Genomic DNA, 23,145 nt, shown 5'->3' with positions numbered 1-23,145 from the left:
ATATTGATATGCATTATTTTAAGTGTTTTTTTTTATGGGATATTTCCTATCTCAATGCCTGAAGAAAAAATAACGACGGCACTCACACCTGTACGCCTGCAATTAAACTGGGTTCCTAATCCACAATTTGCGGGTATTTATATTGCGCAAGCAAAAGGATTTTATCGTCAACGTGGAATCCAATTAGAAATTAATCCATATGATGAACAAGTAGCCGTACATGAACATTTATACCGTGGGCGTGCAGATTTTGGTATTGATGGCACGGATCAAGTCTTACAAGCGCGCCATCAAGGACAAGATTTAGTTGCAGTCGCTGCAATTTTTCGCTTAAACCCTGCTGCTTTTGCTTCACGAAAAAAAGATGCTATTGAACATCCGCAAGATTTAAAAGGAAAACGTATAGGTGTTTTACCTGATAATACCCGGACCATTTTAGAAGCTTTAATGCGTGCCTATCATATTCAAATATCTGATGTAGAACTTATTCCTTATGGGTATGACCTTCAATCCTTACGCGAGCATAGGTTAGATGTTGTACCTATTTATATTTTTGATGAGCCTTATATTTTTGCTCAGCAAAACATGGATATTAATATCCTGCTGCCTCAGGATTATGGTATTGATTTATATGGAGATGCTTTAATTGTCAGTCAGCATCTTTTACAAAAAAATCGAGAATTAGTGGCCTCTTTCGTGCAAGCTAGCTTACAAGGTTGGCGTTATCTGGTACAACATCCCAAAGAAGGTTTAGAAATCCTGCCCAAATATCTGCATCCAGATTATCGTGATCCAGGATATTTGACTTTTATGCTAAAAAATATGTTACCTCTAGTGCATACGGGCTATGACACACTCGGTTGGATGAAGCTAGAAGCTTGGCAACGTGCTGCACAAATTCTAGCTGCACAAAATAAGATTCCGCTGTTAAAAGATCAAGAGTTAAAAGCGGCTTATACTAATCAATTTTTAATTGAATAAGGGCAGCTTCATGATAAATCTAACTGCTTGGTTTTTTAGGAAATGCTGGCCTCAACCTAGTTTTCGTAATTATCTTATTACTTGGTTTTTACTTATTAGTATCTTGCCGCTCTTAACTTTAAGTGGTGTCGTCTACTTATTGGGAAAAGAGGCTTTATTGGATCAGCAAAAAGATTATTTAAGAGCACTTAATCATAGTAAAAATCAATTATTACAAGAGTGGGATGGACATCTACAGCAAATCTTAGAGCATATAGCACTTTCGAAAAGTATTCGCACAGACTTTGAAGTTTATGCGAAGCAAAAAGAGCTACAAGCTTACCAAGCTCTAAGTCAAGATTTTATTCAAAGGGTGGAGCATTATCAGGGAAATGGTTTCTTTGAAGTGTTTGCCATGAATACTCAAGGGGAAATATTAATTTCTAGTGACAAGCGTCAACAAAGCAAGCTCAAACAAAATCGACCTTATTTTACTGAAGGATTAAAAGGGCGTTATCGGCAAAATATTTATCATTCTTTAACCTTGGGTGAAGCGGCTATGACCTACAGTACGCCCCTTTATCATGTACGAAAAGAAAATCAAGTATTAGGTGTGATCTCAGGGCGAATTGATTTAAATTACTTAAATAATCTGACAGAGAATCCAAATACACCACATACAAAAACTTACTTGGTTAATCGTTATAATTTGATTGTAACTCAGAACTTGGCTGCAGCACCTAGCTTATTACAAGAATCAACACACAGTGAAGCTGTGCATCAGTGCTTACAACAAAAAAGCGGTATTGCTAGTTATGTTAATCATCAAGCCCAAATGAGTTTGGGAGCCTATCAATGGTTGCCTAATTTAGAATTATGCTTATTAACTGAGCGCCCTATGGCACAAGTACTAGCACCGATTCATAGATTTGCTGCTTTGTTAGTCGCTTTTGTTTTAATGCTATTAGGTTTATGTTTACCACTAGGTTGGCTAGTTGCACAGCGTTTAAGTGCTGCAATTCATGCATTAGTACAAGCTACTGAGCAAATTACCCAAGGGCAACTAGTTGATGTACAAGTGAATACACATCGCAAAGATGAAATAGGGCGTTTAGCACGTGCATTTAATACTATGGTGCAACATATAGAGCAGCATAACTTACATGCGCGTAACCAGTTCCATGAGCTAGAAAAATCACGTTTGCAAGCAGAACAAGCAAGTCGTAGTAAATCAGAGTTTCTTGCAACTATGAGCCATGAAATTCGCACGCCTATGCATGCAATTCTAGGTATTATAGCTTTATTACAAGAAACTGATCCGCTGACAGATGAACAAAAGCAACTCTTACATACAGGAGAACAAGCAGCCAGCCAATTACTGACTTTACTCAGTGATTTATTAGATATGTCTCGTTTGGATGCAGGGCGTATGCGTTTGCTCAATCACCCTATACATTTACCTGAAATGACCAAGGAAATTCACTCATTATTTAATATTAAAGCGCAGCAGAAAAGAATAGAGCTGAGTATGATTCTGGACCCTCAATTACCAGAGATGGTCTTGGGTGATAGCGCAAGGTTACGACAGATTCTAATTAATTTAATTGATAACGCAATTAAATTTACTGAAAAAGGGCATGTGGTTTTAGAAATACGTTTATTAGATATAGGTATGGAAAGTGTCAGCTTATTTTTCCAAGTGTCTGACACAGGTTCAGGAATTAGCCAATCGCAACAAAGAGATATTTTTGAGCTCTTTCAACAAGGGGATGCATCTTGTAGTCGTAAACATGGCGGAACTGGGCTAGGGTTGGCAATTGCACAGGGTTTAGTACGTGCGATGGGCGGTGAAATTAAAGTAGACTCGGAACTGGGCCATGGCAGCCGCTTTAATTTTACCCTAGCCTTAAAATGTCCTAAATAGCACTAGTGTGTTTGGATGAGTGAAATTAACCGTAAACGACCACGAGTATTAGTTTTTGTATAAATATTGGAGGCGTGCGTTTTGACAGTGTTCACGCTAATATTAAGTTCTTTCGCAATTTCTTCATAAGTTCTAGATGTGAGCAGATAAGTAAATACTTCGACTTCACGTGCAGATAGATTGAAATCTTTGTTCAGCTGATGAGCATCGATACGGATTTTTTGTACAGCCTCTTGTGATACTGGCTTCATTTTTCTTTTACTCCCTGTCTGGGTAGCATCAGTTAATTGTTGATCAAACTGTTTTTGTAATAAAAAATATTCTTGCAAACAAGGACTCGATTTGACTTGGTAATAAGATTTTTTGAGTGCTTTGATTGAGAGGCGTCCTGCATAGAATTTAATTAACTGGCTATACCAAAAATCCTCACAGTCCTGAATAAATTTTAAAGGAATGCTTGTCTCGGCAAAGTGCTTGAACAAGGGTGAATCTAAGTGTAAGTTGCCTGTGATTTGCATTAAACGATAATAGGGTGGCAAAAAACTTGGCTGCATCCAGCCTTGTTTAAAGTCTAGCACTTTTAGCTTTTCATATAATAAGGCTTCTTGTTTTTGGAAGTTTTCTAAATCACCTTGGCAGGCATACATATAGAACTGTGCGTACATAAAAAATAAGTGATGTCTAGACTGGTCTGTCTCCGTATCTATTTTATTTAAAGCTTCTTGTACTAGGTGAACTCCCTCGTGGCAATCAGGACGCCAAAGATTGGCAACCCCCCAAGTTAATTTGATCATGGTTTTTAGTTTAGGATTAATAAGATGATTTTGCTGTGCACGCGCATACATAGAAGCAGCGGTTGGATAATCATCTAATACAGCATAACTCAAAATACTAAACATATTGGCATAGGTAGCAATGAGCCAATGCTGACTTTTGATAGATTCTAAGTAACAAAGATAATATTGGTTGGCAGCATAAGAAAACTGCCCTATCAACATTTTTTCATGGCTTATTAAAAGGAGATAATCTGGATAGCTGGGATGTGCTTCAGTGAATATTTTGTTACGCACTAAGGGAGTAACGCGCGTATGGGCTTCAAACCGGTTATGGCACATACGGTTGGCTAGGCTTAAGCAAATTTGTAAATCAATATTATGATCTGGATTCTCCCCTTGTTTTGCCAGTAGGGTATGAGCTAGATCTAAATAGAGAATGCTTTCATGTGGTGCACCTAACGTGATTAAATTTCTCGCAATGACTAAACAAATATGTGGAGTATGATACATATATCCTGTAGGTAAAGATTCTAATAAACGACGTATCTCAGCACTCTTGCCACTGCGATATAAGCCGATAGATAAATTTACAATGAGTTTTTCAATTTGCTGATTAGTTTTACATAAACTAATTAATAAATTGACTTCAGAAATTTGAATATGTAAGCCCAACCACATAAGCTGTTGAGGATTTTCTAAAATAGACTCTAAAAAATGTTGGCGAATTTTACATAAATCTTGTTTTTCTAGTGGAGCATCAAGTATTAGCGTTTGCTGAAAGTTTGTTAAACAAGTTGTGTCTTGACTAATTTTAAAAATATTTTTGACGAGATCAACACCAAAGTACTCATTAACAGCGGGCGCAAATTTCAGCGGAAATTCTCCAAATAACTTGAGTAAAAATAAGCTGGTTAAATCCTGTTCATCTGTGGGTGGATGAATTTTGCTGATGCGAATGACCATAATAACAAGATTCCACTAGTTAAAAAGTAAGACTTTTTGACAATTAATAAATTTTACTAAATTTTCTAGAGGTTGTGGTTTTGCATAATAATATCCTTGCAATTCATCGGCTTCTAAGAATTTAGCAATATGATGATGATCTAAGTTTTCAATACCTTCGACAACAATTTTATCGTTCACAGCGCGTATCATATTCACAATCGCTTTGAGCATAGAGAATTTACTAGACTCTTGATCCACCATTAAAAGCAAAGAACGGTCTAGTTTGACATAATCAAATTTAATTTTAGTTAAATAAAGAATGGAAGAGTAGCCAGTACCAAAGTCATCAAGCGCGACTTTAAGACCAGCACGCCGCAAGGTATAAATTAATTGGCGGCTGGTTTTTTGATCTTCTAAAAGGGCAGTTTCTGTTAGTTCGACTTCAAATAAAAAAGGTTCTAAGCTAGAAGCTTTCACCTTGTCAATGATCTCATCTACAAAAGCTTGATTAAGTTGCAGAGCTGAAATATTAAAAGAAGTACGAATAAAAAACCTTGCTGAACTAGACTGGTCTGTAGATTAATCACTTGGTCTAAAATCCAGCGTCCAAGAAGATGGATATGTCCTGAGCGTTCCGCAATAGGAATAAAATCCATCGGAGGAATAAAACCAAATTCCTTATTTTTCCAGCGAATTAATAACTCAAGACTGTGAAATTCATGCGTTACTGAATCAAGACGTGGTTGGAAATGGAGTTCCAAGCCTTGAAATTGTGCAGCTTGCAGTTCATCTAAGGCTTGTAAGATAGAAATCTCGTATAAGCGCTTTTGTAAAATATGACGATCTTGGCTGTTTAAGTGTTTTTGTGGTAATGGCATAGAATTGAGCACAGGCACAAAGTAGACAAAATAAATACACACGCTTGTTGGTAAGCGCTGGATCCCTGTGCTGGCGAAAGCAAGGCTGTTAACAAAAAAAGTATGTTGAAAAGGAATCAGCTCATCTTGAAGTCTTGCTTGCTGAAGAAGCGGCCGAGTCACTTGCACAATATTTTGCAGCCCTGAACAGGTTTGTAAGTTAGCATATTCTGGGCCAAGTGCGTTAATCATGGCTTGGCTTAATTGCACAACTTGATGATCAAGGACCACACAAAAGCAGTACTCTCGGCTGAATTCATTAATTAAGCAATGCGCTTCTAGCGGAACATTCATTTTTATTCCTTAAAAATCAGTTGATTATATTTTTGGCAAATTTAGGCGCCAAGATACAAAATTACACCTTGAAGCGTGCCACAATATTTTGTAATTGCTGATTTAAGTGAATAAGAGACTGGTTGCTGGCTTGGGCTTGCGCACTTAAATGGTGCGTATATTCTAGGTGAGTGTGTACTTGGGCAATATGCTGACTCACTTCTTGTGTGACTGCGCTTTGTTGTTCCGCCGCGCTGGCTGTTTGCGTGTTATATTCAACAATGGATTCCATACGTTTTTGCGTCTCTCGCATTGTTTGGTAGGCATCTTCGCTCGCCTCTTTACCTTGTTGTGCACCCGCTAGCGTCGTTTCCATCATGCCCAAAACATCTTCGACAATATCGCGAAACTCGTTCAAGGTATTGGCAATATCTTCCACTGAACTTTGTGATCTTTGAGCCAGTGTGCGTACTTCATCCGCTACGACGGCAAAGCCTCGGCCGGCTTCACCTGCGCGTGCAGATTCAATGGCAGCATTTAAGGTCAGTAAATTGGTTTGATCTGCAATTGCATTAATATCCGCTAAAATATCGCCAACACGTTGATTCGCCTGACTTAACCCTTGAATGCGTGCGCTGGCCTTTTGCATGAGTTGACTGGCTTGTACTGCACCTTCGACATTAGCGTGAATCACAGCAGCACTTTTACTGACCAAGGTGGCAACTTCTTGCGCACTTCGCATAGAATCTTGGGCATTCTGCGCCACTTGGTTCGCGCTTGCGGCTAATTCCTCAACCGCAGCAACACTTTGGTTGAGTGTCATTTGGTTTTCTTCTAAAGCACGGTGGCTTTCTTGGATATGGCTGTGGGTTGTTTGTATTTTGTCATCCACTTGATCACAAGTATCGATAGTATGCTGAGTGCTTTCTTGTAGCCCTGCAATAAAAGTATTTAACCAGCGAATAGCATGACCAATTTCATCTTGGCTTTGAATCGGCAAACGTTGGGTTAAATCGCCATCCCCTTGAGCTAAATCGCGTAAAGCATGTACCATACTATGTAAAGGCCGTGTTAAATAACGTACTAAAATAACAATCAGGATGCTCGCTATCAATAAACCGATGAAGCCGCTCAACAAGACATTCGTATTTAAATCTTGTGTTTTTTGATTGAGCATGGCTTCTAAAGCATTCACTTTGGAAAAAGCGATGGTTTTATCGAGTTGTACAACGACATACCAAGCCTCCTGCATATTACCAAATTGAATTGGGGTCACCAATTCAAAATATGTTTTGTCATTAGAAGGCGTGGGTGCTTGCTGTTGAACGCCTAATTGATGAACTTGGATTAAATCCTGTGCATATTTTGCAGGTATATTGGCAGAAGTTAAATTCTCACCCAAATATTCTTGATATAAAGTGCTGGCAACTAAATGTTGGTGTTGGCTAATCACACTAATGACGGCTTGATTATTAAAAGTGTTCTGGTTGAGTTTTTGGACTAATCCTTGAATAAAATCTGTTGCCACACTTGCGCCGACCATACCGATGACTTTTTATTTAGCATAAATAGGCGAGGTGATTTTTGTCATTAATTGTTTTTTACCAGCCACCTCATAACGTAAAGGATCTGTGAGGCAATCCTTACCTGTGGTTACTGGGCAGGTATACCAAGGGGATTCCAGCGTTGCTAAATGATCTGTACGTGATTGATAGCCATTAGCGGTTCTTTCTGCCACAGGCAAAAAACGACCTTGTGCATCATGGTTACTAAGGCCACGCCAATTGGCATCCCAACCAATGGCTGCATCTGGTGCCCATTGAGAATAGACATAGGTCCAGTGAGGAAACTTTTTTAAAATCTCAATTTGGGTTTTAGGAATCACGGTACGATTAAATACAGGATCACGATATTCAGAGACTTCCACACTGGCACCAAATAAATAACTCAGTGTGCGTACTGTATCTAAAGCAACTTCTAGTTCGGCTTTAATGCTAGAACCAATTTGAATGGCATTGGCAACAAGGATTTTTTTGAGGTCTTCACGGGTCATTTGTGAGACATGCGTATAAATAGAATCTTTTGTTTTTTCGATGTCTTGACGTACTCCGAGCAAGACCCCCGCAAGAATACAGGCAAGAATAGCTGCAAGGCCGAGACTGAATTTGACATCCAAACTATTAGCACGCATGGGAAGCCCCTTTATTTATGTAGGTTACATATACTTTTAATTGCCGAGTGTGCAATTGCATATATATGTGGACCGAAAGCGGGGCCTACTCTAATAGATCCAACAAAAAAATAGATCACCCGAAAGTACCAAAAGGGCTTTCTGTGTAAATACTGTAAGTAAAATTGATGTTTATCAAAAAAAAGACCCACAAAGGTGGGCCAAATATAGGAAAAAATTGGTCTGCTATTATCTTATGATAGCCTAGTTACGCGATGTAACATACTAGCAAGTTGATGAATTGATTGAGTCTGTTGCTGCAAGGCCTGTTGTGCTTGGGCAACTACGTGGTGAGTTTGGGTTATCCCAGTGAGTAATTGGCTAATCCCTTGGGTCACTGCTTCCACTTCAGTCACGCCCGCACTGGATTGCTGATAGGTATCTTCAGCTAACTGAGTAATTTCTTTGGCACTATGGTCAGAATCAGCGGCTAGCTTACGTACCTCATCGGCTACGACAGCAAAACCACGCCCAGCTTCACCCGCTCTTGCGGATTCAATCGCGGCATTTAATGCTAATAAGCTCGTTTGATCTGCAATCGCATTGATGCTGGCTAAAATATCGGAAATTTTGGTATTAGCAGCTTGTAAATCCTGTATCTTTTCATAAGAAGCCAGCATATGTTGACCTGCACTAGCTGCATTATGACGATGTTGGCATGTTAGTTGATAACCTTGGTTGATACGTTGCGAGGTTTCTTTAATCGCCGTTAACGAGAGACTAGCATTTTCTGCTACTTGACTTGCACTAGTGGCCATTTGCTCTACTGCTGCGGCGCTTTGATCTAAAGCATTTTGATTATTGACTAAGTAAGGCATGGTGGTTTTTTGTGAGTAAATCTTGCGCTTCTTGAGTGGCTTGAATTAAAGCTTGTCCTTGAAGTACACTTGTTTTAACTAAAGTGTGTAAACTAGCTAAAAATTGATTTAAACTTTGGGTGACTTGGCCTACTTCATCCTGTGAATTCACGGGTAAGCGTTGAGTTAAATCCCCTTGACCTTGAGCTAGACAATCTAAAGATGTGACTAAGGATTTTAACGGGCGTGTACTTGCAGGTACTAGGATAAAGCTTATAACTAAGCTTATAGCTAAACAAAAAACCCCTATAAAAAACATTTTAATATCTAAACTTTGTGCAAAATCAACGAGGGTTTGCTCTAAGTTTTGTGCTTCAGCAAAGGCAATTTCTAAGGGTAAACTAGTGACAATATACCAAGGCGTACTCATATTACCTAAATATAAGGGTACGAGGACGCTAATTAATTCTTGGTCTTGATAAAGATAGGCAGCTTGCTGAGATTTCTGTGCTTGTTGATAAAAAATAGCTAGTTTTTGTACATAATCATTGGAGACTTTGGCTTCTTCTAACACTGCACCTAGGGCTTGTGGAAATAAAGTACTAGCAACTAAATGTTTATTTTGGCTAAGAATACTGACATAAGCTTGACCTTGGAAAAATTTCTGATTAAAAGCTTGGGCCTTCTCTTGAATAAATTGTGTTGGGATACTTGCGCCGACCATCCCAGCAATCCCTTGCTGACTAATAATGGGGGTGGTGACTTCCGTCATTAAAGCCATTTGACCACGGATCTTATATTGTAAAGGGTCAGTGACACAGTCTTTCCCTGTGGTAACAGAGCACTGATAATATTTAGCATCATCAGTGAAATTATAAGTGGCACGTGAACGATAAGTACCTTGATGGCGTTCAGCAACCGGTAAAAAACGGCCACTTTCTGTATGATTTACTAAACCACGCCATGCGTGATCCTGGCCGACAGCACCTTCTGGTTTCCACTGTGAATAAACAAATTCCCATTCTGGATATTGTTTTAATATGGCGATTTGTACTTTAGGAATAATCAGGCGATCAAATACAGGATTTTGTTGGTTTTCAACATCTAAACTAGCAGCAAACATTTGCGCCAAAGTACGCATGCTTTGTAAGGGAATTTCCAATTCTCCCTTGATCGCATGAGCAAGACTTTGTGCACTTGCTTGTAAGTGACGTAAGGTGTCTTGGCGCTTCATTTGGGATACTTGCTCTGTAACCTTGGCTTGAGTCTGGTGAGAAATAAAACGTATGCTTAAAAAACTGATCAGCAAGGTCAAACTAATCAGTAAAGTGAGATAAAAGCTAATGCGGCTGGAAAGAGAGCGAAAACGCATACTTGACTCCAAAGACTAAGCTTGTCAGTAAAAGACGCTACTTTAGCCAAGTTGCCTAGCAAAAGGATCACCCAAAAGTACTATTTTGAAGAAAAAATAAAATGTATAGGTATTAGTGAAATAAACTGGGTATACGGATTTAATGGTTGATGGGGCACCTTCACCCCATCAATCTGATACCACCCTCAGATGCTTGATAGATCGACTCCGTAGTTGAGTTCCTCTGCGAAGTCCGGCAGTCCGTAACCGATGGTTTTCTTGTAGAAAGGAGAGACCTTCGCAGTCGGTGCCTTCTTCTTGTGCTTCGTGGTGTAGAGCATTCGTGCCCGCATCACCTCGAAGGAGTAACCGCGCCCTTCACGGTTCTTGTCCTTGGCCAGTCGGTTGATGGACTCCGTGTAAGCGTTGGTGACGGGCATGTCCGTCTCGAAGTAGGTCATGGTCTCTTCGCGCCAGTTTCCCACTGCCCTGACCAGATCGCTCCAGACTTCCTTTTGGCCCTTCGGGATGGTGGCTATCCACTCGTCCAGGGCGGCTTCTGCCTGGAGCCGTGTGGTGGCGTCCCAGATGCCGTAGAAGCGCTCCTTGTGCTCGTAGGCGGCCAGCAGTTGCGGGAACGCGCCTGTCCAGGTCTCCATGATGAGGCGCTCCCGGTCTGAGACTTCGTGAGCGCGTTTCAGCAGGATTTTCCGGTCTCCCTTGAGAGTCCGGCTCTGGGACGGTTTCAGCTCCTTTCTGGAGCCCTTGCGCACTCTCTAGGGCATCGTTGGCCATGCGCACCACATGGAACTTATCGACCACGATACGGGCCTGGGGCAGCACAGCCTTGACCGGTGCCCGGCAGGCCAACATTACCATGCACCCCACGTTTGCCAGCAGTGACCGTTGCACCCCTCACCCCTGCAGACAGGCTGATGTCAGTTTTGCCCAGGTTCAGGCGGATGCCGGGGGCAATGCGGATGGTGTTACGAAAACGAAAAGCCATGAGTGCTTCCCTCCTTGGAGTTGAAATTACCGTTACTGCGCGATGGATGGACCAAGCTCCACTACTGAGTGGAACGCCCTGTGCGGAGCCGCATGCAGGGTGTTGTGGGGGCTGGGGGCTAGGCACCCCCGGCTACCCGATTAGGTTGCTCATAGCTGACGAAGATAGATAATTATTTTCCAAATATCGTCTTCTTTAAGGATACTTTTAAATGGTGGCATTGCCGTCTGTAATGGAGTTCCACCCTCAGCAATTGTCCAAAAGAGATAACCATCGGTTGCCATAGGCATTTTACTGAACATTGCTATGTTAGCTGGTCGAGGATTCAAATTTTTGCCAGCATCACCATCACCTTGCCCTGATGTTCCATGACAGCTCGCACAGTTTTGTTCATATAGCAATCTCCCATCAGTAATGTTATTGGATGTACTGCTCAGAGGATTTGCTTTATTGACGTATTTCTTATCAATACCATTTCGCATGACGAAGTGATGCCTAGTCATTGACATATTCATCATGTCTCCTTTCATCATGCCTTTTTCATCCATCATTCTCATTTGTCCATATCCATATATGGATAACAGGAGGGATGTTAATACTAGCAAACCAAAAAGACTCTTTTTCATACGCACCTCCAAATTTCTGGGAACCTAACATTGTTTTTTCTTGTGCATGCTTGATTTTCTGCTGCCAAGAGCTACTTTCATACGGCCAAAGTCATTGTTATTTAGGGTATACGGATTTAATGGTTGATGGGGCACCTTCACCCCATCAATCTGATACCACCCTCAGATGGTTGATAGTTCGACTCCGTAGTTGAGTTCCTCTGCGAAGTCCGGCAGTCCGTAACCGATGGTTTTCTTGTAGAAAGGAGAGACCTTCTCAGTCGGTGCCTTCTTCTTGTGCTTCGTGGTGTAGAGCATTCGTGCCCGCATCACCTCGAAGGAGTAACCGCGCCCTTCACGGTTCTTGTCCTTGGCCAGCCACTTTACAGCCTGATCAGACGCTGCCAGCAGGCCCGATATGGACAATAGGGCATATGGCGAGAGCTTTTTGCCAATAATGAGCATTATTTAACCCTTCAACGCCAAAATGCGTCTGGCACCGTTAAGTACAATGCCCCCCGCGATGGTGCCGATAATCAGATCCGGATAATTGGAACCGGTCCACGCGACCAGGGCGCCGGCGGTGATGACCCCCAGGTTGATCACCACGTCGTTGGCCGAGAATATCCAGCTTGCCTTCATGTGCGCCCCGCCTTCCCGATGTTTGGATATGAGCAGCAGACAACTGGTATTGGCAATCAATGCGACGAATGCGATAGCCATCATCACCAGCGATTCAGGCTCACTACCGAATACAAAGCGTCTCACCACCTCTACGAGCACGCCCACAGCCAAGATCAGTTGCAGTACACCAGCAAGATGCGCGGCACGTACCTGCATTTTCACGCTATGTCCAACCGCATAAAGGGCAAGCCCGTACACCGCCGCATCGGCAAAATTGTCCAGGGATTCTCCAATCAGGCCGGTGGACTGGGCGATCAGACCGGCAGTCATTTCCACCACGAACAGAAGTGCATTGATGCCGAGCAACCAGCGCAGGGTCCCGGATTCTTGCTTAGCAGAAGCTGCCGAAAACTCGGCGGCCTTGATGGTCTCCGGATTTGCAGCGACGGTTTCCTGAAGCGAGGCGCCTAGCCCCAAGGTCTTCAGTTTCGAGGTGACGGGCTCGACCTCGCCGTCATGCACGACCTTCAGCCGGCGGTTCGACAAGTCGAAGGACAGCGCCCGAATCTCCTCAAAGCCGTTCAGGGCTAGGCGAATCATTCGTTCTTCTGATGGACAGTCCATCTTCGGCACGGCATAAACACTGACCCATCTCCCTGGCGCCTCGGAGGAGGCCTGTATATCGGTATCCGCTGCGGACGTTGCATCACCGCCACAGGCGCCACCACAGGATTTGCTCATGATACGACTCCACTTGAACAATGTTGTGGTACCATTTAAAACTATAAAGCTACTATAAGGTCAATAGAGTAAAGAATCCGTTGGGGAGGAGGCTGATGCGCATTGGTCAGTTGGCGCAGTTGTTAGGGGTCGAAACACAGACGATCCGCTTCTATGAACAGCAGGGCTTGTTGCCGCCGCCTGATCGGCAGGACAACGGTTACCGTGTCTATACCGAGAAGCATGGTGAGAGGCTGGCCTTCATCCGTCGCTGCAGAATCCTGGGCCTGTCACTGGCTGAGATTCACGAACTACAGAGCTATCAGGACGACCCTCATCAGCCTTGTACCGCCGTCAACGCCTTGCTCGATGATCACATCTCTCATGTGCGGTCGCAGATAACCGCTCTGCAAGCGCTTGAGAAACAACTCGTTTCACTGAGAGCGAGTTGCAACGATGACCGGGAAGTTGAGGCGTGTGGGGTTCTTGCTGGAATTAGCGAAGGAAACATGCACCAGCAGTAGGTGAAGCATCAACCAGATAATCCGATGAGATGCCGGTCTGTCTCACTCTCATGCAAAGGTAAGATCAACCATTTAATCCGCTTACCCAATAAACTTATCTTAATCTTGATGATAGGCAAAGATTAAATACATAAAACGGCTAGAAAATTAATCATAAAAAAAGCCCCAAGCAAGGCTTGAGGCTCATTGGTATAAAAAACCAGTTTATTCGGATTGACTGGCTAACATAAACCAAGTATCTAAAACCGCATCTGGATTTAGGGAGACAGAATCAATGCCTTGATCCATTAACCATTTGGCAAGATCTGGATGATCTGAAGGTCCTTGCCCACAAATACCGACATATTTATTGGCATCTTTACAAGCTTGAATTGCCATAGATAATAAACGCTTAACGGCAGGATTCCGCTCATCAAATAAATGCGCCACAATGCCAGAATCTCGATCCAAACCTAGCGTTAACTGGGTTAAATCATTAGAGCCAATCGAGAAACCATCAAAGTATTCTAAGAACTCTTGTGCAAGCAAAGCATTGGCAGGGAGTTCGCACATCATAATAACTTTTAAATCATTTTGACCACGTTCTAAGCCATTGGCCGCCAGCAAGTCAATAACGCCTTTAGCCTCGCCTAGCGTTCTTACGAAAGGCACCATGATTTCCACGTTGGTCAGCCCCATCACATCACGGACCTTTTTCAACGCACGGCATTCAAGTTCAAAGCAGTCACGGAAAGATTCGCTAATATAACGTGAAGCACCACGGAAACCTAGCATGGGGTTTTCTTCGCCAGGCTCGTAAAGTTTGCCACCAATCAGATTTTCGTATTCGTTCGATTTAAAGTCAGAAAGGCGCACAATCACACGTTGTGGCCAAAAAGCAGCCGCTAAGCTTGCAATGCCTTCCACGAGTTTTTCGACATAAAAATCAATGGGGGATGCATAACCAGCGCAACGGTTTTCGATGCTTTTTTGAATATCACGCGGAATGTTATCAAAATCTAATAAAGCTTTAGGATGCACGCCTATCATGCGATTAATGATAAATTCTAAGCGAGCTAACCCGACCCCTTCATTGGGTAAGCTGGCAAAACTGAAGGCGCGATCTGGGTTACCCACATTCATCATAATTTTAAAGGGTAACTTGGGCATGGCATCCACACTATTGGTTTGCAGCTCATAATTGAGCAAGCCTGCATAAATATGCCCTGTATCCCCTTCAGCGCAAGAGACGGTCACTTCTTGACCATCTTGCAATACATCTGTGGCATCACCACAACCAACCACAGCTGGAATGCCTAGCTCACGCGCAATAATTGCAGCATGACAGGTACGTCCACCACGATTGGTCACAATCGCAGAAGCCCGCTTCATGATAGGTTCCCAATCTGGATCTGTCATATCAGTAACGAGCACATCACCGGCTTGCACCTTGTCCATATGCTCAGGGCCCGCGACTACTTTGACTGGACCGCTACCGATTCTTTGACCAATCGAGCGCCCTTGGCATAAGAGTTGGCCTTGTTCCTTCAATAAAAAGCGTTCCATTTGATTGCCTTCACTGCGACTTTTTACGGTCTCAGGTCGTGCTTGCACTATATAAAGCTGGCCATCGTCGCCATCTTTTGCCCATTCAATATCCATGGGGCGATCATAGTGTTTTTCAATAATCAGTGCTTGGCGTGCTAAGGCCATCACTTCTTCATCATTAATTGAAAAGCGTTGTCTATCTTGTGCATCGACCTCAACCGTTTGTACAGAACGCCCTGCGGATGGATCTTGGGTATAGATCATTTTAATGAGCTTGCTACCAAGATTACGGCGTAAAATCGCAGGTCGATGGGCTGCTAAGGTTGCTTTATGCACATAAAACTCGTCCGGATTCACTGCGCCTTGGACAACGGTTTCCCCTAAGCCATAAGCGGACGTAATAAACACAGCATCACGGAAACCAGATTCTGTATCTAGGGTAAACATAACACCGGCGGCACCAGTTTCAGAGCGTACCATGCGTTGCACACCTGCTGAGAGTGCAACAAGTGCATGATCAAAGCCATGATGCACGCGGTAAGAAATCGCGCGATCATTAAAAAGCGAAGCAAAAACTTCATGAACTGCAGTTTTTACTTGCTCAAATCCTTGAATATTAAGGAAAGTTTCCTGTTGACCGGCAAAAGAAGCATCCGGTAGATCTTCTGCAGTGGCAGAGGAACGCACGGCCACTTTAAAATCACTCTGGTCTTGTGCAAGGGCTTGATAGGCTTTGGCTAGTGCGGCCTCAAATGCAGGTGGGAAAGGGGTTTCGATAATCCAGCGGCGGATTTTTTCCCCTGTTTTTGCCAGAGCGACAACATCATCCACATTCAACTGAGCGAGTTCATGATTGATGCGTTCACTTAAGGCTTCATGCTGTAAAAACTCACGATAGGCTTGCGCCGTGGTTGCAAAACCCTGAGGGACTTTCACGCCAGCGGAGGCTAGATTGCTGATCATTTCACCGAGAGAGGCGTTTTTACCTCCAACGCGCTCAACATCTTGCATGCCTAGTTGATCGAACCAGAGAATATACTTATCCAAAATCAATCTCCCCTAACCTGTATGGGTCGTGCATATTAAAGAATGCAAAAGTGCAAATCCTATCATCTTGCCAAGTAAGGCCGCGCACCTACTTGAGCCTGAGTTTTCGTTATATCGTACAATGCTTATATCAGATGACACAGGCTAACAAGCAGGCGTGGGCACCAGGGTGCGCCTATATTAGCACGAAATTTGTAGGAGGTGCGGCTTCTTGTATGCAGGCAAACAAGTGCTTTTGTTAAGATACACTGGCGGCATAAGCATTCTGGCTTGTGTAGCAAAATCAGCCCTTGTTGATATAGGAAAATATTTTGATGAACAAACGTACGGCTTTTTTTATTTCTGATGGAACAGGCATTACTGCAGAAGCTCTGGGTAAAAGTTTATTAGCACAGTTTGAGCGGATTCAATTTGAGTTTGTCACTAAACCTTATATTGATACGGTGCAAAAAGCACAAGCGCTGTTATTAGTGATTAATGAGACGGCTCAGCGTGATGGTTCACGGCCTTTAATTATTGATACTGTCGTCGATCAAAAAATTCGTGATGTCTTACATTCGAGTGAGGCATTTAAAATTGATGTATTTTCCACTTTTTTATCTCCTTTAGAGCAGGAATTATCGAGCCAGTCCTCGTATACCGTCGGGCGTACCCATGCAATTCCTAAAGATGCCAGCTATAAATCGCGAATTGATTCAGTGCATTTTGCTTTAGATAATGATGATGGCGCACGAACCCATCAATACGATAAAGCAGATGTCATTTTAGTTGGCGTATCTCGTTGTGGAAAAACGCCTACCTGTTTATATATGGCACTACAATTTGGCATTCGGGCGGCAAATTATCCTTTTACGGAAGAAGACATGTTTGATTTTAATTTGCCCAAAGCCCTCAAACCTTATAAGCATAAATTATTTGGCTTAACCATAGATCCGCAGCGTTTAGCGGCGATTCGCCACGAAAGACGCCCAGGAACACGTTATAGTTCTTTGACACAATGTGAACGTGAAGTCCATGAAGTAGAAGAACTTTATCGACGCCATGCGATTTCTTTTGTCGATTCGACGCACTATTCGATTGAAGAAATATCAACACGTATTTTGGCGGAATGTGGCATTGAGCGCAGATTCTCTCCTAAATAAGGACTGCGACAATCAGCCGCATTCCTAAAGTATGCGTTTTTGCTTATGCTCGGACCCTCTGTTGATCCATCGGGATACTCGACTCTGGGCTTATCACGGATAAGCCTAGGGTTATTTTTTGGTTGGATAAAAACTTATTGGAAAGGTCTTTCTATGCATAATAAGCAGCGCCTCTTGGCCTTGCACCCCCTAGCATTAGGGGTGTGCCTTGGACTGACAAGCCTCACAAGTGTTGCCGCAGAGACGCCGGCACGGATTCAAGTGCAAGCTTCCGCAATCCCAGAGCAGCCCCAGCAAAGCCGTGTTGATCTGCAACAAACCCAAGCACCGAGTGCAGATTTGGCAGAAAGTTTACGCAAAGTCACAGGGGTCTCTAGTGTGCGTATGGGCGGACATGGTCTGGATTTGGTGGTGCGTGGCCAAAGTCAGACTCGCTTAAATGTGCTTGTGGATGGTGCTTATGTGCATGGCGGTTGCCCTAATCGCATGGACCCACCAACAGTATACGCACCAACAACCACTTATGATGCTGTGACCTTAATTCGTGGCGCATCCAGCGTCCAACATGGGGCAGGTGGTGGTGGTGCGACCTTATTAATTGAACGTCAACGCCCTGATTTTTCGCAAGTAGAAACTAGCCAAGTGCAAGGCCAGCTCAATTTAGGCCATAGTAGTAATGCAAATGCTTATGAAATGGGTGCCCAAGTTTTAGCTGGTAATCAAAGTGGTTATATTCGTTTATTTGGGGAATATAAAACTGCCGATGATTACCAAGATGGTGATGGTCAAGATATACGCGCGGCTTATACCTCACGCAATGCAGGCGTTGCGTTAGGTTTTACCCCAGATGAGGCAACTTGGCTGGAATTGGGATATGAGGTTGGCCGTTTACGGGATGCGCTTTACGCCGGTTCCGGTATGGATTCGCCTTACAGTGATCATGATAAAGTCAGCCTGAAATTTGCGCGTCAACTGGCACAGCAAGGCTGGAGTCAAGTTGCTGCTGAGTTACATGCCAGTCAGGTCGATCACCTGATGGATAACTACTCATTACGTCCTGTGATGCCAGGCGCAATGAAAATGCGCACACCAACCGAATCCGATACCTATACAGCTAAAATAAGTATGGATTACCTATGGGAGGCATCCAAGCTCACCATAGGCACAAATTGGCAACAAAATCAGCGTCAGGCGACAGCTTATGGTGGCATGGCGAGCATGGCCGGTGATCCACAAAGCGAAAAATTCTATATGTGGCCTGAGGTGACTTTAAACACCTTAGGGGTTTTTGCCGAGTTAATGCATCCATTGAATGAGGTGCTGGCGGTAAAAACTGGTTTACGTGTGGATTATCACCAAGCTGAGGCAGACCGTTTACATGCTGTGCCAAATGGAGGCACTTTATCCGCGGCGCAAGTGTATCAAAATACCTATGGTATTCAGGTCGATGATGAGTATACGGATACAGATTGGGGCGGATTTGCGCGTTTAGAATATCTGCTGAATGCCAATGCCCTAGTATATACAAGTTTGAGTCGTAGTGTGCGTCATGCCGATGCCACAGAGCGCTATTTTGCGCGTACGAATTGGGTCGGTAACCCTGAAATTGCCCCAGAGAAACACCACCAACTTGAGGTAGGTATTCAAAACGATCAAGGCATGTGGGGATATAACGCAAGTTTGTATAGCAATTGGGTTCAAGATTATATCTTGCTCAATAAAAGTACCCCAGTGGCGCGTTATATGAATCAAGATGCCCATTTGTATGGTGCTGAGTTTGATGTGTTTGCACGTCATGGCTACCGAGTGGCGAGTTTGGGCTTTGCTTGGACACGGGCAAAACTGGATGATTTAAATGATAATTTGCCGCAGATTCCACCATTAGAAGGCCGTTTCCGTTTGGGGTATGAGAGTCCAAAATGGAGTGCTTTAACCGAGGTTGTCTTTGCGGCAGGTCAAGACAAACTGAGCCAAGTCGGCGGAGAAACCTATACAAGTTCCGGCTATGGTATTTTGAACTTACTCGGCCATTATCAAGCGGGTGGGGTACGTTGGCGCGCTGGAGTAGACAATGTATTTGATCGTACTTACGCGCATCATATCAACCGCTATAGTACAGATCCTTTTGCAATGCAGCTCAATGGCCAGCCCATCCATGAGGCAGGACGCAGCTTCTGGGTTGGTATGGACTATCAATTCTAGCCTGACCTAAACGTTAAACAGCCGCCTTAGTTGCGGCTGTTTTTTTGTTTGCTTAAGTATCTAAAATTTGCGACAACTTGCGCAATACGGCCATAGTGGTTTCTAGTTCAGCCTGTTGAATCCCTGAAGTACACTGACTTGCCCAAGCTTTTTGTATGGAGGCAAGTTGTGCATACACTTCTTGTCCTTCGGTGGACAAACTAATAAGTTTTGCACGCTTGTGCTGAGGGTTATCATGGAAGACAAGTAATCCGTCGGCAGACATTACATCGACAAGACGTTGCACCGCTTGACGTGTTAGCCCCATGCTTTGGGCAATTTGTGAAGCAGTTTGTGCCTGTCCTGCAAGCGATAAAGCCCCTAAAACCTTCCAACGCGCACTGCTAATACCATAGGCGGACCCCATGCGGTCGCCTTCTTGTACCAGTAAGCCACCAAGTTTAAAAATTTCTAGCACAATGTCTGTGAATACTTGATTTTTTTCGCAAGTAGGCATTTTTTATCCTTAGATTTATTTTTGACAACATATTGACAATATGGGATTGGCGCTTAGATAATGACAGCATGTTGTCATTTTGGTTGATATTGGGGAGAAAGCGAGTGCTGATATTACACAGGTTTGCTGTTGTGCTTGCGAGCTTATGTATTGGGGGATTTTTTTTGGCCAGCATGCTTGTGGCGCTTTTTGCAAGCCCAGCAAGCTTTATTGTATTGAAAAGTTGGATTGTCTGGCCTGGTTTGGGGATTTTGATACCTGCGATGGCAGCGACGGGTATTAGCGGCATATTGCTGGCACGTAAAAATCCACAACACCCCCTTGTGCAAAAAAAGCAAAAGACCATGAAGTTACTGGTGATTAATGGTCTTTGTATTCTAACCCCTTGTGCTTTATTTTTGGATGCTTGGGCTGCAGAAGGAAGCTTACATACAAGCTTTTATCTTGTACAAGGGGTTGAGTTTCTTGCTGGTGGAATGAATTTTTTACTGATTTTGATTAATATCAGAAGGGGGTTTGATTTACGTACTTCTTCATTATAAGGGTAAGGGGACTTGTATTTTATCAAATAGCGCATAAAGCCCCTTCCTGACGCCTAGAGGGAGAAGGGAAGGGAAGATGTCAAACAGATCACTAAATAAGCAAGTTAGCACTGGTCCTTGATAAAGCTTTCGGCATCTTTCACTGGCATGGCCTCAAGATGATCTGCCATTTGTTGGTATTCTTCTAAAACTTCTTGTGCCACTTCATCAAATCCAAATTTTTCTGCAAAACTTGCAAAGTCTTCGATTAAAGTGCCGAGCTTTTGTTGGTAGTCTGCCAAATTTTTAATTTGATCACCATTTTCTGCTAAAGCTTGGCACATTTCTTTATCAAGAATATATTGGCTAAAAGATTCTACGGGAGAACAAGCACTCATTAAAGGTAATAGTAAAAAGCTTCCTATCAGTTTAAGTTTTGACATAAATTAGTTCCCTTGATCATTTAAAAACGCTTGCAGGCTTAAAGCTTCAGAGAGGCTATCTAATAAAGGAGCATGGCCTGCATGAGGACAAATAAAAAGATCAGCTGGTGGATAAATTTGTTGCATTTTTTGGCAGGTCTCCAAAGATAAAATATCTGAATGCGCACCACGAATAATCAGACTTGGAATCTCTGCTTGTGCAATGTTTTGCCAAGCAGCCCATAAATCATAACTGGGTTCATAATAAAATTGGCGGACAATTCTGGGATCATAATGGAAAGTCCACTGACCATCTGGGAGGCGTCGTACAGACGTTTGCAGCATCTGCGCCCAAGTGTGTGGATGATGCAGTGGAAAACCAGCATAAATACGTCTTAATACTTTTGAAGCGGTTTCTAAATCAGCAAAGAGATAATCTTGTGATAAATATTTAATAATGCGCTCAACCCCTGAAGGTTGAATTTGTGGCCCTATATCATTCAAAATCAAACGTTGCATTCGGCCTTGTAAGTGACCTGCTGCAAGACGCAATCCAAGTAGCCCACCCATAGAGGTGCCAAGCCAATTTATCTCTTGTAATTGGTAATGCGCAATCAATTGTAGGGCAAGATGCTGATAATTAGCATAAGAATAATAAAGCGCAAGATCTTGTGTGTTTTGAGGTGCCCAAGCGGAATAACCGCGTCCTGGCGTATCAGGTGCAAGGATACGCCAATCCGTTAAATGCTGTGCTAAACCGGAAAAATCACCACCATGACGTGCAAATCCATGCCAAGCAATGAGGGTCTGTTGGGCTTGTGGATTATAAACACGGACCCCAAGTTCAATCGGGCCTGCCAAACTTTGACAGGAAATAAGATGTAACTGCATAAGCTTCCCTCGCGTGGCAGTGATAAAAACATCAAGTGCTATCGGTAAATAAGCACACAGGTGCGTAAATCTTCTTGGCCAAAACGCGCCATTTTGGTGAATTGGCTTTGACGTACAGGGACATGTTGTGTGTCCAAACCATCTTTGTGGGCTTGGGTGTCAATTTCTGGATCATGTAAATAAATGAAGTCTTCATCCATGGCGGTAATCACTACCCAATGTGGGCTCTTACTACGACTAAAGCGCCATGAGCTAATCAAGACTAAAGGAATTTTGCCGTCTTCTAAAGCATGTGCCAAATCTTGCAAGCTTAATTCGCCTACAAATTGATGTACTTGAGTTTGTGCAAGTTTTTCTTGAAAATCTGTGTGTACCAATTCAATCACCGCTTTTTTCTCTAGACTGCGTACACTATTTAAAAATAAAGCCTGTTCAGAGTTGACCCATAAGTCCACTTGAAAGCCACGTTGCCAAGCGGCTAAGGCTAAGCCTTGTGGGCTACAGCCACCATGACCTTGGGTCATAAAAATTGTTGTGGCTTCACGCCAGAGTTGGAGTTCATGTGCGCGTGATAATTCAGTCGTGTCATCGAGTGCGCGCATGGCCATTAATAAAGCGGCTGGCCCACAAGTAAAATCCAAGGTTTGCGCATAGTAAGGGGTGTCGCGTTTGACTTTAGGTAGGGCAACAATACGTTTTTCATAACGCAAGGCTTGGGTATGATCTGCGTAATAATCAGCGTAAGTACCGAAGTAACGATAACCTAAACGCTCGTATAGGCGAATGCCAGCGTGGTTATCGGCACGTACTTCTAAACGTAAATAAATGCACGCTTGGGCGCGTGCTAATATTTCTGCAGTACGCATTAAAATTTGCCCTAAGCCCGCTTGGCGATAATTTGGATGCACTGCAAGCGAATAGACACGTGCTAGCGAGGTGCCACGGTGAAATAATACCAGCACGTAAGCGGCTAGTTTCTCAGAGGCTTGTACATCATTAATCACCCAAAGTGCGGCTTTGGCACGAGTGAGCATCCATTTAAATTGGCGTTTGCTCAACTGATCTGTCTGAAAGCTCTGCTGCTCTAATTGGAATAAAGCTGGAATATCAGCGAGTTGTGCAGGGCGTAACTGGAAATCTGTTGATAATTGTAGGCGGGATGCAATCTCACAAGGATCTGGCAAAAGGGGCATATCAGCTACCTATCAGGCCAAAGGGGCAAGTTAGCCAGTATAGACGAAGCGA

General features: G+C 43.3%; 21 protein-coding genes and 2 pseudogenes. 6 read left to right on the top strand and 17 right to left on the bottom strand.

The window, feature by feature from the left end; genetic code table 11:
* Positions 1 to 54 precede the first annotated feature (54 nt).
* Together BMX05_RS00985 and BMX05_RS00980 are read left to right on the top strand one after the other, a co-directional pair.
* The gene (locus BMX05_RS00985) at positions 55 to 981 is read left to right on the top strand and encodes an ABC transporter substrate-binding protein (RefSeq protein WP_177166732.1); all 927 of its coding nucleotides are present in this window, start codon (positions 55 to 57) and stop codon (positions 979 to 981) included.
* Positions 982 to 991: 10 nt separating this feature from the next.
* Positions 992 to 2,884, top strand: coding sequence for a sensor histidine kinase (locus BMX05_RS00980; protein ID WP_093308000.1), 1,893 nt, complete (start codon positions 992 to 994; stop codon positions 2,882 to 2,884).
* Between the two features lie 2 nt (positions 2,885 to 2,886).
* Here BMX05_RS00980 and BMX05_RS00975 read toward each other — a convergent pair whose 3' ends face one another.
* The 12 genes and pseudogenes from BMX05_RS00975 to BMX05_RS00910 form a co-directional block, all read right to left on the bottom strand.
* The gene (locus BMX05_RS00975; RefSeq protein WP_093307996.1) at positions 2,887 to 4,623 is read right to left on the bottom strand and encodes a helix-turn-helix transcriptional regulator; all 1,737 of its coding nucleotides are present in this window, start codon (positions 4,621 to 4,623) and stop codon (positions 2,887 to 2,889) included.
* Positions 4,624 to 4,638: 15 nt separating this feature from the next.
* Positions 4,639 to 5,091, bottom strand: a complete 453-nt coding sequence (locus BMX05_RS12835) for an EAL domain-containing protein (RefSeq protein ID WP_281246211.1) — start codon at positions 5,089 to 5,091, stop codon at positions 4,639 to 4,641.
* Between the two features lie 8 nt (positions 5,092 to 5,099).
* Positions 5,100 to 5,816 carry an EAL domain-containing protein gene (locus BMX05_RS12830; protein WP_093307991.1) on the bottom strand — a complete coding sequence of 239 codons (717 nt, stop codon included), beginning with the start codon at positions 5,814 to 5,816 and terminating at the stop codon, positions 5,100 to 5,102.
* A 61-nt stretch (positions 5,817 to 5,877) separates the two neighbouring features.
* Positions 5,878 to 7,323: a methyl-accepting chemotaxis protein gene (locus BMX05_RS00960; protein WP_177166731.1), complete on the bottom strand. Its 1,446-nt coding sequence runs from the start codon at positions 7,321 to 7,323 to the stop codon at positions 5,878 to 5,880.
* A 27-nt stretch (positions 7,324 to 7,350) separates the two neighbouring features.
* A complete protein-coding gene (locus tag BMX05_RS00955) occupies positions 7,351 to 7,986 on the bottom strand; it encodes a cache domain-containing protein (RefSeq protein ID WP_093307985.1) in 636 nt (211 codons plus the stop codon).
* Between the two features lie 233 nt (positions 7,987 to 8,219).
* A complete protein-coding gene (locus tag BMX05_RS12435; RefSeq protein WP_093307983.1) occupies positions 8,220 to 8,843 on the bottom strand; it encodes a methyl-accepting chemotaxis protein in 624 nt (207 codons plus the stop codon).
* On the bottom strand, positions 8,824 to 10,194 hold the full coding sequence (locus tag BMX05_RS00945; RefSeq protein ID WP_093307980.1) for a methyl-accepting chemotaxis protein: 1,371 nt from the start codon (positions 10,192 to 10,194) through the stop codon (positions 8,824 to 8,826). The genes BMX05_RS12435 and BMX05_RS00945 overlap by 20 nt, the downstream gene beginning before the upstream one ends.
* Before the next feature lie 185 nt (positions 10,195 to 10,379).
* Positions 10,380 to 11,034 (bottom strand): annotated as a pseudogene (locus BMX05_RS00935) (ISL3-like element ISPpu12 family transposase); the annotation flags it as partial.
* The gene (locus BMX05_RS12950) at positions 10,985 to 11,179 is read right to left on the bottom strand and encodes a DUF4236 domain-containing protein (protein ID WP_093307977.1); all 195 of its coding nucleotides are present in this window, start codon (positions 11,177 to 11,179) and stop codon (positions 10,985 to 10,987) included. The pseudogene BMX05_RS00935 and the gene BMX05_RS12950, both read right to left, overlap by 50 nt.
* A 149-nt stretch (positions 11,180 to 11,328) precedes the next feature.
* On the bottom strand, positions 11,329 to 11,805 hold the full coding sequence (locus BMX05_RS00925) for a c-type cytochrome (RefSeq protein WP_093307974.1): 477 nt from the start codon (positions 11,803 to 11,805) through the stop codon (positions 11,329 to 11,331).
* A gap of 162 nt (positions 11,806 to 11,967) precedes the next feature.
* Positions 11,968 to 12,165 (bottom strand): annotated as a pseudogene (locus BMX05_RS00915) (ISL3 family transposase); the annotation flags it as partial.
* A gap of 87 nt (positions 12,166 to 12,252) precedes the next feature.
* Positions 12,253 to 13,149 (bottom strand): cation efflux transmembrane domain-containing protein, encoded by an 897-nt coding sequence (locus BMX05_RS00910; RefSeq protein ID WP_004574643.1) that lies wholly within the window; start codon positions 13,147 to 13,149, stop codon positions 12,253 to 12,255.
* A gap of 95 nt (positions 13,150 to 13,244) precedes the next feature.
* Between BMX05_RS00910 and cadR the strand changes: the two genes are divergently transcribed.
* The gene (cadR, locus tag BMX05_RS00905) at positions 13,245 to 13,652 is read left to right on the top strand and encodes a Cd(II)/Pb(II)-responsive transcriptional regulator (RefSeq protein ID WP_093307968.1); all 408 of its coding nucleotides are present in this window, start codon (positions 13,245 to 13,247) and stop codon (positions 13,650 to 13,652) included.
* Positions 13,653 to 13,856: 204 nt separating this feature from the next.
* On the opposite strand, the gene ppsA is transcribed toward cadR, so the two are convergent.
* Entirely contained in the window at positions 13,857 to 16,226 is a 2,370-nt protein-coding gene (gene ppsA, locus BMX05_RS00900; RefSeq protein WP_093307965.1) for a phosphoenolpyruvate synthase, read from the bottom strand.
* Between the two features lie 314 nt (positions 16,227 to 16,540).
* Between ppsA and ppsR the strand changes: the two genes are divergently transcribed.
* Together ppsR and BMX05_RS00890 are read left to right on the top strand one after the other, a co-directional pair.
* Positions 16,541 to 17,368: a posphoenolpyruvate synthetase regulatory kinase/phosphorylase PpsR gene (gene ppsR, locus BMX05_RS00895; RefSeq protein WP_093307962.1), complete on the top strand. Its 828-nt coding sequence runs from the start codon at positions 16,541 to 16,543 to the stop codon at positions 17,366 to 17,368.
* A 153-nt stretch (positions 17,369 to 17,521) separates the two neighbouring features.
* Positions 17,522 to 19,570 (top strand): TonB-dependent copper receptor, encoded by a 2,049-nt coding sequence (locus tag BMX05_RS00890; RefSeq protein WP_177166730.1) that lies wholly within the window; start codon positions 17,522 to 17,524, stop codon positions 19,568 to 19,570.
* 52 nt (positions 19,571 to 19,622) lie between these two features.
* Here BMX05_RS00890 and BMX05_RS00885 read toward each other — a convergent pair whose 3' ends face one another.
* Positions 19,623 to 20,066, bottom strand: a complete 444-nt coding sequence (locus tag BMX05_RS00885) for a MarR family winged helix-turn-helix transcriptional regulator (RefSeq protein WP_093307957.1) — start codon at positions 20,064 to 20,066, stop codon at positions 19,623 to 19,625.
* A gap of 164 nt (positions 20,067 to 20,230) precedes the next feature.
* Here BMX05_RS00885 and BMX05_RS00880 point away from each other — a divergent pair, with 164 nt between their 5' ends.
* A complete protein-coding gene (locus BMX05_RS00880) occupies positions 20,231 to 20,608 on the top strand; it encodes a hypothetical protein (RefSeq protein WP_143051921.1) in 378 nt (125 codons plus the stop codon).
* Positions 20,609 to 20,712: 104 nt separating this feature from the next.
* On the opposite strand, the gene BMX05_RS00875 is transcribed toward BMX05_RS00880, so the two are convergent.
* The 3 genes from BMX05_RS00875 to BMX05_RS00865 are packed head-to-tail and all read right to left on the bottom strand — an operon-like array spanning position 20,713 to position 23,093.
* Entirely contained in the window at positions 20,713 to 21,030 is a 318-nt protein-coding gene (locus BMX05_RS00875; protein ID WP_093307951.1) for a hypothetical protein, read from the bottom strand.
* Between the two features lie 3 nt (positions 21,031 to 21,033).
* Complete coding sequence (locus tag BMX05_RS00870) at positions 21,034 to 21,900, bottom strand: alpha/beta fold hydrolase (RefSeq protein ID WP_093307949.1); 867 nt, start codon at positions 21,898 to 21,900, stop codon at positions 21,034 to 21,036.
* Between the two features lie 38 nt (positions 21,901 to 21,938).
* On the bottom strand, positions 21,939 to 23,093 hold the full coding sequence (locus tag BMX05_RS00865; protein ID WP_093307946.1) for a GNAT family N-acetyltransferase/peptidase C39 family protein: 1,155 nt from the start codon (positions 23,091 to 23,093) through the stop codon (positions 21,939 to 21,941).
* Between the last annotated feature and the right edge of the window lie 52 nt (positions 23,094 to 23,145).

The sequence above is a fragment of the Allopseudospirillum japonicum genome, assembly GCF_900108915.1.
In the GTDB taxonomy this organism is placed as follows: domain Bacteria; phylum Pseudomonadota; class Gammaproteobacteria; order Pseudomonadales; family Halomonadaceae; genus Pseudospirillum; species Pseudospirillum japonicum.
Note: the sequence above shows the minus strand (reverse complement) of the source record. Positions and strands in the feature narration are given on the sequence as shown.